The organism is Blautia sp. HCP3S3_C4 (assembly GCF_052064095.1).
Taxonomy (GTDB): domain Bacteria; phylum Bacillota; class Clostridia; order Lachnospirales; family Lachnospiraceae; genus Blautia_A.
Genome location: NZ_JBQHWF010000016.1, coordinates 29,589 through 44,091, shown reverse-complemented (window position 1 = coordinate 44,091; position 14,503 = coordinate 29,589). Strand labels below are relative to the sequence as shown.

General features: G+C 42.3%; 11 protein-coding genes, 2 tRNA genes and 1 riboswitch. Of the genes, 9 read left to right on the top strand and 4 right to left on the bottom strand.

Annotation, left to right across the window (positions count from 1 at the left end):
* Positions 1 to 19 precede the first annotated feature (19 nt).
* The 6 genes from groL to ACTNC6_RS13425 all read left to right on the top strand — a co-directional run bounded on the left by groL (position 20) and on the right by ACTNC6_RS13425 (position 7,033).
* A complete protein-coding gene (gene groL / locus ACTNC6_RS13450) occupies positions 20 to 1,639 on the top strand; it encodes a chaperonin GroEL (RefSeq protein WP_441044345.1) in 1,620 nt (539 codons plus the stop codon).
* Between the two features lie 137 nt (positions 1,640 to 1,776).
* Positions 1,777 to 2,280, top strand: coding sequence for a DUF6106 family protein (locus ACTNC6_RS13445; RefSeq protein WP_441044344.1), 504 nt, complete (start codon positions 1,777 to 1,779; stop codon positions 2,278 to 2,280).
* A 144-nt stretch (positions 2,281 to 2,424) separates the two neighbouring features.
* Positions 2,425 to 3,882 carry an IMP dehydrogenase gene (gene guaB, locus ACTNC6_RS13440; protein WP_441034903.1) on the top strand — a complete coding sequence of 486 codons (1,458 nt, stop codon included), beginning with the start codon at positions 2,425 to 2,427 and terminating at the stop codon, positions 3,880 to 3,882.
* Positions 3,883 to 4,174: 292 nt separating this feature from the next.
* Entirely contained in the window at positions 4,175 to 4,846 is a 672-nt protein-coding gene (locus tag ACTNC6_RS13435) for a peptidoglycan recognition protein family protein (RefSeq protein WP_441044364.1), read from the top strand.
* A 102-nt stretch (positions 4,847 to 4,948) separates the two neighbouring features.
* Positions 4,949 to 5,029, top strand: a riboswitch (ZMP/ZTP riboswitch).
* 71 nt (positions 5,030 to 5,100) lie between these two features.
* A complete protein-coding gene (locus tag ACTNC6_RS13430; protein ID WP_173682423.1) occupies positions 5,101 to 5,814 on the top strand; it encodes an IMP cyclohydrolase in 714 nt (237 codons plus the stop codon).
* 34 nt (positions 5,815 to 5,848) lie between these two features.
* Positions 5,849 to 7,033, top strand: a complete 1,185-nt coding sequence (locus tag ACTNC6_RS13425; protein ID WP_019160977.1) for a phosphoribosylaminoimidazolecarboxamide formyltransferase — start codon at positions 5,849 to 5,851, stop codon at positions 7,031 to 7,033.
* A gap of 393 nt (positions 7,034 to 7,426) precedes the next feature.
* On the opposite strand, the gene ACTNC6_RS13420 is transcribed toward ACTNC6_RS13425, so the two are convergent.
* Positions 7,427 to 7,499 (bottom strand) — tRNA-Gly (locus ACTNC6_RS13420).
* 154 nt (positions 7,500 to 7,653) lie between these two features.
* Between ACTNC6_RS13420 and ACTNC6_RS13415 the strand changes: the two genes are divergently transcribed.
* The gene (locus ACTNC6_RS13415) at positions 7,654 to 8,793 is read left to right on the top strand and encodes a 3D domain-containing protein (protein WP_441044343.1); all 1,140 of its coding nucleotides are present in this window, start codon (positions 7,654 to 7,656) and stop codon (positions 8,791 to 8,793) included.
* Between the two features lie 149 nt (positions 8,794 to 8,942).
* Here ACTNC6_RS13415 and ACTNC6_RS13410 read toward each other — a convergent pair whose 3' ends face one another.
* The 3 genes from ACTNC6_RS13410 to ACTNC6_RS13400 all read right to left on the bottom strand — a co-directional run bounded on the left by ACTNC6_RS13410 (position 8,943) and on the right by ACTNC6_RS13400 (position 11,772).
* Positions 8,943 to 10,226 (bottom strand): O-acetylhomoserine aminocarboxypropyltransferase/cysteine synthase family protein, encoded by a 1,284-nt coding sequence (locus ACTNC6_RS13410; protein ID WP_441034890.1) that lies wholly within the window; start codon positions 10,224 to 10,226, stop codon positions 8,943 to 8,945.
* Between the two features lie 174 nt (positions 10,227 to 10,400).
* Positions 10,401 to 10,473, bottom strand: a tRNA-Phe gene (locus ACTNC6_RS13405).
* 114 nt (positions 10,474 to 10,587) lie between these two features.
* Positions 10,588 to 11,772 carry an iron-containing alcohol dehydrogenase gene (locus tag ACTNC6_RS13400; protein ID WP_441044342.1) on the bottom strand — a complete coding sequence of 395 codons (1,185 nt, stop codon included), beginning with the start codon at positions 11,770 to 11,772 and terminating at the stop codon, positions 10,588 to 10,590.
* A gap of 259 nt (positions 11,773 to 12,031) precedes the next feature.
* Between ACTNC6_RS13400 and glyA the strand changes: the two genes are divergently transcribed.
* Both glyA and ACTNC6_RS13390 read left to right on the top strand, forming a co-directional pair.
* A complete protein-coding gene (gene glyA / locus ACTNC6_RS13395) occupies positions 12,032 to 13,270 on the top strand; it encodes a serine hydroxymethyltransferase (protein WP_441044341.1) in 1,239 nt (412 codons plus the stop codon).
* Positions 13,271 to 13,585: 315 nt separating this feature from the next.
* Complete coding sequence (locus ACTNC6_RS13390) at positions 13,586 to 14,494, top strand: NAD(P)/FAD-dependent oxidoreductase (RefSeq protein ID WP_441034886.1); 909 nt, start codon at positions 13,586 to 13,588, stop codon at positions 14,492 to 14,494.
* Positions 14,495 to 14,503: the final 9 nt, after the last annotated feature.

Genomic DNA, 14,503 nt, shown 5'->3' with positions numbered 1-14,503 from the left:
AACAGGAGGTCATATTATCATGGCAAAAGAAATTAAATTCGGCGCAGAAGCCAGAGCAGCTCTTGAAGCTGGTGTAAATAAATTAGCTGATACAGTAAGAGTAACATTAGGACCGAAAGGAAGAAATGTAGTTCTTGACAAACCATACGGTGCTCCGCTTATCACAAACGACGGTGTTACAATCGCAAAAGAAATTGAACTGGAAGACGGATTTGAAAACATGGGCGCACAGCTGATCAAAGAAGTTGCTTCCAAGACAAACGATGTAGCAGGAGATGGTACAACAACAGCTACAGTTCTTGCACAGGCTATGGTTCATGAAGGAATGAGAAACCTGGCAGCAGGCGCTAACCCGATCATCCTCAGAAAAGGAATGAAGAAAGCTACAGATGTAGCTGTAGAAGCAATCAAGAACATGAGCCAGGCAATCAGCGGCAAGAAACAGATCGCAAACGTTGCATCTATTTCCGCAAGCGATGAGACTGTTGGACAGTTAGTAGCAGATGCTATGGAAAAAGTTTCTAAAGACGGCGTTATCACAGTAGAAGAATCCAAGACAATGCACACAGAACTTGACCTTGTAGAAGGTATGCAGTTCGATCGGGGATATGTATCCGCATATATGTCAACAGATATGGAAAAAATGGAAGCAAATCTGGAAGATCCATATATCCTGATCACAGACAAGAAGATCAGCAACATCCAGGAAATCCTTCCATTACTGGAGCAGATCGTAAAAGTTGGTGCGAAACTTCTCATCATCGCTGAGGATGTAGAAGGTGAAGCTCTCACAACTCTTATTGTAAACAAATTAAGAGGAACCTTCCAGGTAGTAGCTGTAAAAGCTCCTGGATATGGTGACAGAAGAAAAGAAATGCTTCAGGATATCGCAATCCTTACAGGCGGTCAGGTTATCTCCGAAGAAGTTGGTCTGGAACTGAAAGATGCAACTATGGAGCAGTTAGGACGTGCGAAATCTGTTAAAGTTGCAAAAGAAAACACAGTTATCGTTGACGGTATGGGCGACAAAGAGGCAATCGCAAACCGTGTTGCACAGATCCGTGGACAGATTGAAGAGACAAAATCTGAATTTGATAAAGAAAAATTACAGGAAAGACTTGCAAAACTGGCTGGCGGCGTAGCTGTTATCCGTGTTGGTGCTTCCACTGAGACAGAAATGAAAGAAGCTAAGCTTCGTCTGGAAGATGCTCTTGCAGCTACAAGAGCAGCAGTAGAAGAAGGTATCATTGCAGGTGGCGGATCTGCTTACATCCATGCATCCAAAGAAGTTGCGAAACTTGCAGCTACTCTGGAAGGTGATGAAAAGACAGGTGCAAACATTATCCTGAAAGCTCTGGAAGCTCCTCTGTTCCGCATTGCAGCAAATGCAGGACTGGAAGGCTCTGTAATCATTAATAAAGTAAGAGAATCTGAACCAGGAATCGGTTTCGATGCTCTTAATGAGAAATATGTAGACATGGTAGGTGAAGGTATCCTTGATCCTGCAAAGGTTACAAGAAGTGCCCTTCAGAACGCTACAAGTGTTGCGTCTACCTTACTGACAACAGAATCTGCTGTTGCAATTATTAAAGAAGACACACCGGCACCGGCTGCTAACCCGGGAATGGGAATGATGTAATCCATAAAGAACGTGGTCTAAACAATATAAACCACAGTAAAGGGAATCATCGTCATAGACGTTGGTTCCCTTTTGTGGTATAATGCCTAATAAAATAATCCGGAAGACCGGAAAAATAAGAAAAGGAGTGATAAAGGATGAGTGATCTATATTCAGAATTATTGGTAAAACGGGAGCGCACAATCAAAGACAGCATTGTAAAGTATGGCTTGATTGTGTTGACAGTAATTGCAGTAATTGCCAGTCTGATTAGCACCCCCTTGATATGGATTGCAGCTATTGCATTGGGAATTGCATGCTATTTTGTAATCCCGAAGACAGATGTGGAGTATGAATATCTGTTTGTGAACGGAGAGTTTGACATTGATATGGTTATGGCAAAGTCAAAGAGAAAGAGGGTAAAAAGCTTCAATCTTTCTGAGGCAGACCTGGTGGCACCGTTAAATTCCCACAGAATGGACTATTATAATGGGAACCAGAACATGAAAGTTCTTGACTATTCATCAGGAAATCCACAGCACAAACGTTTTGGTGTGATCACCAGACTGGACAATGCTACATGTAAGATTATTCTGGAGCCGGATGAGGCTCTTGCCCAGGCAATGAAAAAAACTGCACCAAGCAAAGTATTTTTGGATTGACACGCTAACTAATTTTTGTTACACTTGATAAAAATAAAGGGCCAGTTACTGGTTCCTTATTTTTATTTTCTATTTAGGAAGGTCCTTTCGGGCCGAAGTTTTTTCTATACTTACTAATTTCACATACGCAAGGGAGGAAATGCAATGGGTACTATCATTGGTGAAGGTATTACTTTTGATGACGTCCTGTTAGTTCCGGCTTATTCAAAAGTAATTCCGAATCAGGTAGATGTCACAACGTACTTAACGAAAAAGATCAAACTGAACATTCCCATGATGAGCGCAGGAATGGATACAGTTACCGAACATCGTATGGCAATTGCCATGGCAAGACAGGGTGGTATTGGTATCATTCACAAAAATATGTCTATCGAGGCACAGGCAGAAGAGGTAGATAAGGTAAAACGTTCTGAGAACGGTGTTATCACAGATCCTTTCTATTTATCTCCTGAGCATACATTGAAAGATGCAGATGAGCTTATGGCAAAATTCCGTATCTCCGGTGTACCGATTACAGAGGGCAGAAAGCTTGTTGGTATCATTACAAACCGAGATCTGAAGTTTGAGACAGATTTTACCAAGAAGATCAAAGAGTGCATGACTTCTGAGGGACTGATCACAGCCAAAGAGGGAATCACTTTGGAAGAGGCAAAGAAAATCCTTGCCAAATCCCGTAAAGAGAAATTACCCATTGTAGATGATGATTTTAATTTAAAAGGCCTGATCACAATCAAGGATATTGAAAAGCAGATCAAATATCCTCTGGCTGCCAAAGATGAGCAGGGACGTCTGCTCTGCGGTGCAGCAGTAGGAATCACAGCCAATGTACTTGCACGTGTAGATGCGCTGGTGAAGGCATGTGTAGATGTAATTGTAATTGATTCTGCACATGGTCATTCAGAGAATATTCTGAAGGCTGTCCGTGAAATTAAAGCTGCATATCCGGATCTTCAGGTAATTGCAGGGAATGTAGCTACAGGAGCAGCTACCAAGGCTCTGATCGATGCAGGCGTAGATGCAGTTAAGGTTGGTATCGGACCTGGGTCTATTTGTACCACACGTGTGGTTGCAGGTATTGGCGTGCCACAGGTTACTGCAGTAATGGATTGTTATGAGGTTGCTAATCGTTATGGAATCCCGATCATTGCAGACGGTGGTATCAAATATTCCGGAGACGTTACCAAGGCAATTGCAGCTGGTGCAAATGTATGTATGATGGGAAGTATCTTCGCAGGATGCGATGAGAGCCCGGGAACTTTTGAACTGTATCAGGGACGTAAATATAAAGTATACCGTGGTATGGGATCTATTGCTGCTATGGAGAACGGCAGTAAAGATCGTTATTTCCAGGAAAATGCAAAGAAGCTTGTTCCGGAAGGCGTAGAGGGACGTGTTGCATATAAAGGACATGTAGAGGATACTGTATTCCAGCTCATGGGTGGTCTTCGCTCAGGTATGGGATATTGTGGTGCAGAGAATATTGAGACTCTTAAGACTACAGGTAGGTTTATCAAGATTTCCGCTGCTTCTCTGAAGGAATCTCATCCACATGATATTCATATCACCAAAGAAGCTCCAAACTATAGTGTAGATGATAAATAAATAATGAATGATACCCCGGAGGTCTTGTGAATCTGCCGGGGTATTTTTGTGGAATTACCGGATTTGATAGTGAAAAGAAAAGAATTCAATGGTATAATAGAAAAAACGAATTCCAGGAAATGGGTGGCAGAGAAAAGCTATGATACAAAAGAATCGGAGCGGTAGAAAAAGTACCGGATCTGTAAAAACAAAGAGAAAATCAGTTTCAAAATCAAAAACCAGTGCTGCACACAGAAAAATATCTGCCGGGAAATCAAGAAAAAACAGCAGAGTTCGACAGAGAAATCTGAGGATGCTGCTAATCTGCATTATCCTGATGGTGGGAGTAAGTATAGGATGCTGGTATGGAATAAATAATATGCAGGAGAGAGAAAGAAAAGAGCAGGAGGTACTTCTGGAGCAGGAAAATTCAGGAAGCGGTCCTGAGCAGTGGCAGAAAGAAGGGGCTCCCTATATTGATGTGGAGCTGCTGACTCCCAATGAATATTCCAGACCGCAGATTCCCATTGAAAGCGTAAAATATATTGCAATTCACTATACTGCGAACCCAGGAGCAACAGCAATGGCCAACAGAAATTATTTTGAGAATCTGGCAAATACACATGAGACAAAGGTAAGCAGTCACTTTGTCATTGGCCTTGATGGTGAGGTGGTACAGTGCATTCCTACATCGGAGATGTCTTATGCGACAAATTCCCGTAATGTGGATACCGTATCGATTGAGTGCTGTCACCAGGATGAAACAGGAAAATTCAATGATGCAACCTATGATTCGGCTGTAAAACTGACAGCATGGTTATGTGTGCGATTCGGACTTACTTCTGAAAACGTGATTCGTCACTATGATGTGACAGGAAAGAACTGTCCCAAATATTATGTGGAGAATCCGGATGCATGGATTCAGATGAAGGCCGATATTGCTTCTCAGATTGAGGTTGACTATAAATTAAAGAATACTCAGTAATGGTATATCCTATTGTTTTTGAAAAAAAGCAGGAAACAAAAAAATTGCCTTGAAATCTGCAAAGAAGTATTGTACTATAATAACAGTGTGTGAGTTTCACAACAGTACCTGCATGACTGGCGGAAGTAGGATTACCTACAGGGAGTGCAGTGTGTATATGAGCCGACCGCCTGGGCAGCCTGGAAATTATTCAATGAATAAATAGGTTTCCCAGGCTTTTTTTAACCTTATTTATAACGAAAAGGAGAAAAATTATGGAAATGTTATCACTGGAAAAAGAACTGAAAGAGAATTCCTATCCTGGAAGAGGAATTGTGATCGGACGTTCCGCAGACGGTAAGAAAGCAGTGACAGCTTATTTCATCATGGGCAGAAGCGAGAACAGCAGAAACAGAGTATTTGTAGAGGATGGTGAGGGAATCCGTACCCAGGCATTTGACCCGTCCAAGCTTACAGATCCAAGCCTGATCATTTATGCACCTGTACGTGTACTGGGAAACAAAACAATTGTAACTAACGGAGATCAGACAGATACCATTTATGAGGGAATGGATCATCAGCTTACTTTTGAGCAGTCTTTAAGAAGCAGAGAATTCGAGCCAGACGGTCCAAACTATACACCTCGTATTTCCGGTGTTATGCATGTAGAGAACGGAAAATTCAACTATGCAATGTCAATTCTCAAGAGCAACAACGGAAATCCGGATGCATGTAACAGATACACATTTGCATACGAGAATGCCATTGCAGGAGAGGGACATTTTATCCACACTTATAAATGCGATGGAAATCCACTTCCAAGCTTTGAAGGCGAACCGAAACTGGTAGCAATTCCGGATAATATGGATGAGTTTGCAGAACTTCTCTGGAACAGCCTGAACGAAGATAACAAAGTATCTTTGTTTGTAAGATATATTGATATTGAGACAGGTAAGTACGAAAGCAAGATCATTAATAAGAATAAATAAAACAGGGCAGATATGATAATGGAGGATTTATATAATGAAAGAATTCGAATTAAAATATGGCTGTAACCCAAATCAGAAACCTGCAAAAATTTATATGGCAGACGGATCAGAACTTCCGGTGAAGATTCTTTCCGGAAGACCGGGATATATCAATTTCCTGGATGCCTTTAACGGCTGGCAGCTGGTATCAAACCTGAAGAAAGCAACTGGACTTCCTGCTGCAACCTCTTTTAAACATGTATCTCCTGCAGGTGCTGCTGTAGGACTTCCACTGACAGAGACTCTGGCAAAGATCTACTGGGTAAATGATATGGACTGGAAGAATTTTTCACCATTAGCATGTGCTTATGCAAGAGCCCGCGGTGCTGACAGAATGTCCTCTTTTGGTGATTTCATTTCTCTTTCTGATGTGTGCGATAAAGATACAGCACTTCTGATCAAGAGAGAGGTATCTGATGGTGTTATTGCACCTGGATACACAGAGGAAGCACTGGAGATCCTGAAGCAGAAGAAAAAAGGAAACTACAATGTAATCCAGATCGATGAGAACTTTGTACCGGCTCCGCTGGAACACAAAGAAGTATTTGGTGTAACTTTTGAGCAGGGCCGTCAGGAGCTTGAAATCGATGATGCAATGCTCTCCAATATTGTGACAGAGAATAAAGAGCTTACAGAGGAAGCAAAACGTGATATGAAGATTTCTCTGATCATTCTGAAATATACACAGTCCAACTCTGTATGTTTTGTAAAAGATGGACAGGCTATCGGTGTTGGTGCAGGTCAGCAATCCCGTGTACACTGTACAAGACTTGCAGGACAGAAAGCTGACAACTGGTTCCTTCGTCAGTGTCCGAAGGTGCTGAATCTGCCATTTAAAGATACAATTTCCCGTGCAGAGCGTGACAATGCCATTGATGTTTATATCGGGGATGAATATATGGATGTACTTGCTGACGGTATGTGGGAGAAAACTTTCACAGAGAAACCGGAAGTATTTACAAAGGAAGAGAAACGTGCATGGCTGGATCAGATGACAGATGTTACACTGGGATCTGATGCATTCTTCCCATTTAGTGATAATATTGAACGTGCGCATAAGAGTGGTGTGAAGTATATTGCTGAGCCGGGCGGATCTGTGCGTGATGATGCTGTGATCGAGACCTGCAATAAGTATGGAATGGTGATGAGCTTTACTGGTATTAGATTGTTCCATCACTAAATTCTTGATATGGTGACGCGCAGGACATTATATGTTTTTGCCCGCGGTTTCGGAGCCTAAGAAAAACTAAGCGCCAGGAAATCTGCTAAAAACATGTAAAAAAATTTCAAACTCGCCGCAAATGCGGCTCAGACAGTGAAATTTTTTTACATAACGCAGATTTCCTGGCGCTAACTTTTTCTAAGACCCCTGCAAATGCGTGCAAAAACATATAATGTCCTGCGCTGGTTATTGATTTAACCGAATCAAGCAAGTACCCTGCTTCAATTGCGAATATCCGCTTGAACCAGGGATATTGGCTATAGATGTTATTCGCAGATATGGAATTGCTATAGTTATGGAAAGTTAATAGAAGGGGATGAAAAAAGCATCAGCCTTAGCTGATGCTTTAAGAGCGATAGACGGGGCTCGAACCCGCGGTCTCGACCTTGGCAAGGTCGCGCGTTACCAACTACGCCACTATCGCATTTATGATGTCGTTTGAGCGATTACCTTAGCGACAAAATATATGATACTATATACAGTGGAGTTTGTCAAATGTTTTTTTTCTTTATTTTGAAATTTTATGAAGATTCCGTGAAGGATGGGGTGGAAAATTGCAAATTGGGAGGGGGTGTGCTATGATAGGACAGACGGAGAGAGACGATAAAGGAGTTGAGGCTCAGTTTATGAAGAAAAAAATTTTAGTATTATTAGTTTGTAGTATGCTTACTTTACCAACAACAGTTTCTGCGGATATTCTGGATTATGAGGGGACAGTTAATGCTTATAAGCAGGATAATAAGACACTGCAGACCTTTGAGATTGATAATGGAAGTGGAGAGAAGGTAACTGCAGTTGCCAAGTCAGATAAGGTTTCTGTTTCTGCAAAGGCGACTTATATACGTTCTATGCCAGGGAAAAACGGAAAGAAGCTTGCAAGAGTGTATCTTGGTACCGGTGTAGAGAGAGTGGCCGTATGTGATAATGGCTGGAGTAAAGTGACTTATGAGAAAAAGAGCAAAAAGGGTACGAAAAAGATCAGTGGCTATGTGCCCACAAAACATATCAATGATAGTGATCAGGTTGCTCAGGCAAGGGGAACTTTTACAGCACTGAAGGACAGTGATATTCTGGATTATCCGGGAAAGAAGGATGGACAGATAGTAGGTGAGGTCATTCAGGAGGATGAAGTGAAGCGCCTGGCTACAGTGAACGGCATCTGGAGTCAGATTTACTATAAAAAAGAGAATGGAAAAAGAGGCATTGGATATATTCCAACCAGTGTTCTGGAGAATACAGCAACAGAGGAGAATACGGAAGAGTCAAAGGTCGCTAAAGTAGACGGCGAAGAAGCTGGAACGATTCATAAGAGTGAGGGCAAAGGCGTTTTTGCAGAGGCTGTGGATGGTGTAACTGCTTCAAAGGGAGAGTCTGTGGATGGAGTGAAGGTGGGAACTCCGGTAGCTGTGTCTTCAGATGCGTCACTGGTTCCGCTGGGAACCTTTAAGATTACTCATTATTGTCCCTGCAGTATTTGTTGTGGCCCTTGGGCAAATGGCATTACTTCTACAGGGGTGACTGCTACGACAAACCGTACGATTGCGGTGGACCCTACACAGATTCCATATGGATCTAAGGTTGTGATCAATGGACAGGTTTATGTTGCAGAGGACTGTGGTGGTGCGATTAAACATAATTGTATAGATATTTATGTTGCTACCCATCAGGAAGGGGAGGACAAAGGGGTATATTATACAGATGTTTATTTGTTAAAGTAGAAAATAAGAAAGAATTTAACCGAATCAAGTAGCAAAGCGGATTGCGAATATCCGCTTGACCTGAAAATAAAAATCCGGGAGAATCTGGAAATGATCTGTTATATCTGTGATCATTTCAGAAGTTCTTCCGGATTTTTTGAAATTATCTTTTATGCGTTTTGTAATGCCTGTTCAATATCAGCAATAATGTCATCCACATTTTCAATACCAACAGAGAGACGGATCATTCCCGGTGATACGCCGGCTTCTGCAAGCTGCTCATCGTTCATCTGACGATGAGTATGGCTTGCCGGATGCAGGATCATGGTCTTAGATGCTGCTACGTGAGTTGCGATGGTGGCAAGCTTTAAGCTGTCCATAAAGCGGACTGCAGCTTCTCGACCGCCTGTCAGTTCAAAGGAGATAACGCCGCAGGTTCTGCCTTCGTGCATGTATTTTTGAGCAAGTGCATAGTATTTGTCATCAGGAAGTCCTGCATAGTTTACGTGAGATACTTTCTCATGGGCATTCAGGAATTCTGCAATCTTCTGTGCATTATAGCAGTGACGTTCTACACGAAGAGGAAGAGTTTCCAGTCCCAGGTTTAACAGGAAGCAGTTTGCAGGAGACGGGATAGAGCCAAGGTCACGCATCAGCTGAGAGGTTGCCTTTGTGATATAAGCCTTCTTTCCAAACTGTTTAGTATAAATAACACCATGATAAGATTCATCCGGTTCAGTCAGTCCGTGATATTTGTGGCCATAGGCATCCCAGTCAAAGTTACCGCTGTCAACGATAGCACCGCCAACCTGTACAGCATGTCCGTCCATATATTTGGTTGTGGAATGGGTAACGATATCAGCGCCCCATTCAAAAGGACGGCAGTTTACAGGTGTAGCAAAGGTGTTGTCTACAATAAGCGGAACTTCATGCTCGTGAGCAACCTTTGCGAATTTTTCAATATCCAGAATTACCAGAGCCGGGTTTGCGATGGTTTCTGCGAAAAGTACTTTTGTGTTCGGACGGAAGGCAGCTGCGATTTCTTCAGAGCTTGCATCGGTGTCAACGAAAGTGCAGTCAATGCCAAGCTTCTTGAAAGTAACAGCCAGGAGGTTGAAGGTTCCTCCGTAAATGGTGGAGGCTGCTACCACATGATCTCCAGCTTCACAGATATTGAAAACTGCGTAAAAATTAGCTGCCTGTCCGGAAGAAGTAAGGATTGCAGCAACACCACCTTCCAGATCTGCAATTTTTGCTGCTACAGCATCATTTGTGGGATTTTGCAGACGGGTATAGAAATAACCCTCTGCCTTCAGATCGAAAAGCTGTCCCATTTCATCAGTAGTATCATACTTGTATGTTGTACTCTGACAGATTGGAAGTGCACAAGGTTCACCCTTTGATGGGGTGTAACCGGAATGGAGACATTTAGTCTCTAATTTTAAGTCACTCATGAGTTTGATTCCTTTCTTTATGCGTAAGTTGCTCCAGTAAATTATGTATTAATATGGGAAAATCAGATAATATGATGGGATATTGATACAAAATTTCATGATAGCAGTAAGAAAATTATACCGCCGAAAACCAGATAAGACAATAAAAAGACAATAAAAAATGAAATAAAAAAATGCCCAGAGCCGGAATCGAACCAGCGACACGAGGATTTTCAGTCCTCTGCTCTACCAACTGAGCTATCTGGGCATTTGGTCTGTGATTTGTTGCATCACAGGCCTTATCATAGCATATTGATTGTTTGAATGCAAGTAATTTTTATAATTTTTGCGAAAAAAGAGAAAGTTATAACAAAAATTTACTTTATCTTGCCATAAGGTAGATTTTTTCCATATCTCTCATATTGAGCTGCTTGAAGACTCCGATGGTTCGAGTGTCTTCGAAACTGCATTTGAATGCCAGATCATGAATTTGCTGATCTGTGAGATCCAGACCCAGTTCGTGTAAACTGGTGGGTATTTCTACAGAACGGAAAAAATTTTCCATTGCTACGATTCCTGCAAGGGCTGTTTCTTTATAATCAGTTCCACATGGAATGTCAAATACGTTAGTGGCAAACTGAGCGAAACGTTCAGGATTTACCTCGTAGACATAGCGTGCCCAGCTTCCCCAGATGGCAGCAAGACCTGCACCGTGGGTTACATTGTAGACACCGCCCAGTTCGTGTTCAAGCTGATGACAGGCCCAGTCACCGCCCCCGGTACCGCATCCGGTCAGACCATTGTGGGAGAGACTTCCTGCCCACATGATTTCTGCCCGTGCACTGTAGTTTTCCGGTTCCTTCATAAGGATACGGGCATTATAAATGACCGTCTGCATCAGAGCTTCGCTGATACTGTCTGTGATCTCCATAGTTTCAATATTTACAAAATATCGCTCCATAGTGTGCATGAGGATATCCACACATCCACTTTCTGTCTGATATTGTGGAAGTGTATAGGTGAGACGTGGATTTAAGATAGCAAATTTGGGTCTGCAGTAATCAGTCTTTGCACAGCCTCTTTTTTCCTTGGTTTCTTCATTGGTGATAACGCTGGAACTGCTCATTTCACTTCCGGAAGCTGCAATTGTAAGAATGACACCGATGGGCAGACAACCGGTTGGAACAGCCTTTTTCAGACAGAAATCCCAGACATCGTTGTCCGGATTTGCAACACCATAGCCGATAGCCTTGGAAGAGTCAATAACACTTCCACCTCCTACAGCAAGAATAAAGTCCACATTTTCTTTTCTGCATAACTCAATTCCCTCGCGGACTTTGGAGAGGTGTGGATTAGGAACCACACCACCCAGAGTGACATATTCAAGGTCTGATTCTCTCAGGTTAGAAGTGATTTCATCGATTAGTCCGGAACGGACAGCACTTTGACCACCGTAATGGATCAGCACTTTTTTTGCACCATATTTCTTCAGCAGGGAACCTGTCTGAAGGTGGGTATCTTTGCCAAAAACAACTTGGGTTGGTGTATAATATTCAAAATTTCTCATGATATGTAAAAGACCTCCTATAGCTTTACAGGTTAACCGAATCAAGTAAGTCCCCTGCGTTGAGTGTAAAACGTAACATGTAGCAGGTGGGACTTCCTCTTTATATTAAAACAAATAATGGGAAAATAGTCAAAAAATAATAAAATAACAAAAAATATTTTTACTACACGGACAAATGTCTTTTTGCGGTTGACACAACGGAAAGAATTGGTTATAATCGTGATAATTACTGAGCTTATAACAAAGGAGGATTACTAAGATGTATTCAATCGACGACGTAGCAAAGACAGACAAGGATATCGCAGATCTGATCCAGGCGGAGCTTGCACGCCAGAATTCCCATATTGAGCTGATTGCTTCAGAGAACTGGGTAAGTAAAGCAGTTATGGCAGCAATGGGAAGCCCTCTTACTAATAAATATGCGGAAGGATATCCGGGGAAGAGATTTTACGGCGGATGTTCCTGCGTGGATGAGGTGGAAGCTCTTGCAATCGAACGTGCGAAAGAATTATTCGGATGTGAATATGCAAATGTACAGCCACACTCCGGAGCACAGGCAAATATGGCAGTCTTTTTTGCAATGCTGCAGCCGGGAGATACTGTAATGGGTATGAATCTGGATCATGGTGGACATCTGACACATGGAAGTGCTGCAAATATGTCCGGAACCTACTTTAAGCCGGTATATTATGGAGTCAATGATGACGGTGTGATCGATTATGAAGAAGTCAGAAGAATCGCCATTGAGAATAAACCAAAGCTGATCGTAGCAGGTGCAAGTGCCTATGCCAGAGTTATAGATTTTAAGAAATTCCGTGAGATTGCAGATGAAGTTGGGGCTTATCTGATGGTAGATATGGCTCATATCGCCGGTCTGGTAGCAGGAGGACAGCATCCAAGCCCGATTCCTTATGCAGACGTTGTAACTACAACCACACACAAAACTCTGCGTGGACCAAGAGGCGGTCTGATCTTAAGCAGTGCAGAGAATGCAAAGAAATTCAACTTTAATAAAGCAGTATTCCCGGGAATCCAGGGCGGTCCTCTGATGCATGTGATCGCTGCCAAGGCAGTATGTTTCAAAGAAGCACTTCAGCCGGAATTTAAGGACTATGCAAAGATGATTGTTGAGAATGCGCAGGCACTTTGTAAAGGACTCCAGAAACGAGGAATTGATATCGTTTCCGGTGGCACGGACAATCATCTGATGCTTGTAGACCTCAGAAGTCTGGGCGTTACAGGCAAGCAGATGGAGAATCTTCTTGATGAAGTAAACATTACCTGCAACAAGAATGCAATTCCAAATGATCCACAGTCTCCATTTGTTACAAGCGGTGTACGTCTCGGAACAGCAGCAGTTACTTCACGAGGCATGAAACCGGAAGATATGGACAAGATCGCAGAAGCAATTGCTATGACCTTAAAAGAAGAAGGCAGCCAGGAAAAGGCAAAGGCAATCGTCAAAGAACTTACAGACAAATATCCTCTGGTTGGATAAATAAATCATACAAAATAATGTATAAAAGTGAAATGCATGGTTCATGAGTGAACAGCACTTCGCTTTTATTTATTATGTCGCTGAAGCGCGAAATTTATTTAACCCGGATAAATTATACAAAAATTATCCAAATAAAATCGTGGATTTTTTTCAGGAAACGTAGTATAGTAACAATAGCTGATGATTATACTGAAAAGCAGAACAGGTTAAATGACAGTTGATGATTTATTGGAATTGGTCATAATAATTAATTGCTGTATTCAGAGTGTATATCACAGTGTATTGAGAACAATCACAGAGAGCAGGTGACATAAATTGGAGAAAGTAATAATCATAGGTGCCGGACCTGCAGGAATTTCCGCTGCGCTTTATGCAGTTCGTGGAAATCTGGATCCCCTGGTGATCAATAATGGGATCGGTGCTTTGGAAAAAGCTGAGAAGATAGAGAATTATTACGGGCTGGAACATCCTCTGTCCGGTCAGGAACTATATGATGCAGGAATCGCTCAGGCGAAAGCACTGGGTGTACGAATATTGGATGCACAGGTTCTGGGAGTCGGCGGGTTTGATACCTTTGTGGTAAAGACTACGGAAGGGGATTTCGAGACACAGAGTCTGATACTTGCAACAGGAAGTAAGCGTGCTGCACCAAAGATTCCGGGTGTTAAAGAATTTGAGGGAAAAGGTGTCAGCTACTGTGCAATCTGCGATGCTTTCTTTTACAGAGGCAAGGATGTAGCAGTTCTTGGAAACGGTGATTTCGCCATGCATGAAGCAAAGGAATTGTCCAATACTGCTTCTACAGTAACCATTTATACAAACGGTGAAGAACCGGAATTTACACCTGAAGAAAATATCAGTGTAAACACAATGAAGATCCAGTCTGTAGAGGGCGATGATCTGGTATCCGGAATCCGTCTTGCACCTGATGTACAGGCACAGGAAATAAATGGAGAAGCAGGTCAGCAGATAAATGATTTCTGTCCTGCAGACGGTGTATTTATTGCAATGGGAACTGCAGGCAGTACTGAGATTGCCCGTCAGATGGGAGCCGAACTTACGGAAAAAGGAAACATTAAAGTTAACGAAAATATGGAAACAACCATCCCGGGACTCTATGCGGCAGGTGACTGTACAGGTGGGCTTCTTCAGGTGGCGAAAGCTGTTTATGAAGGTGCACAGGCAGGTATTCATGCAGGAAAGTATGTGAGATCTTTAAAATGATGTTAGAGT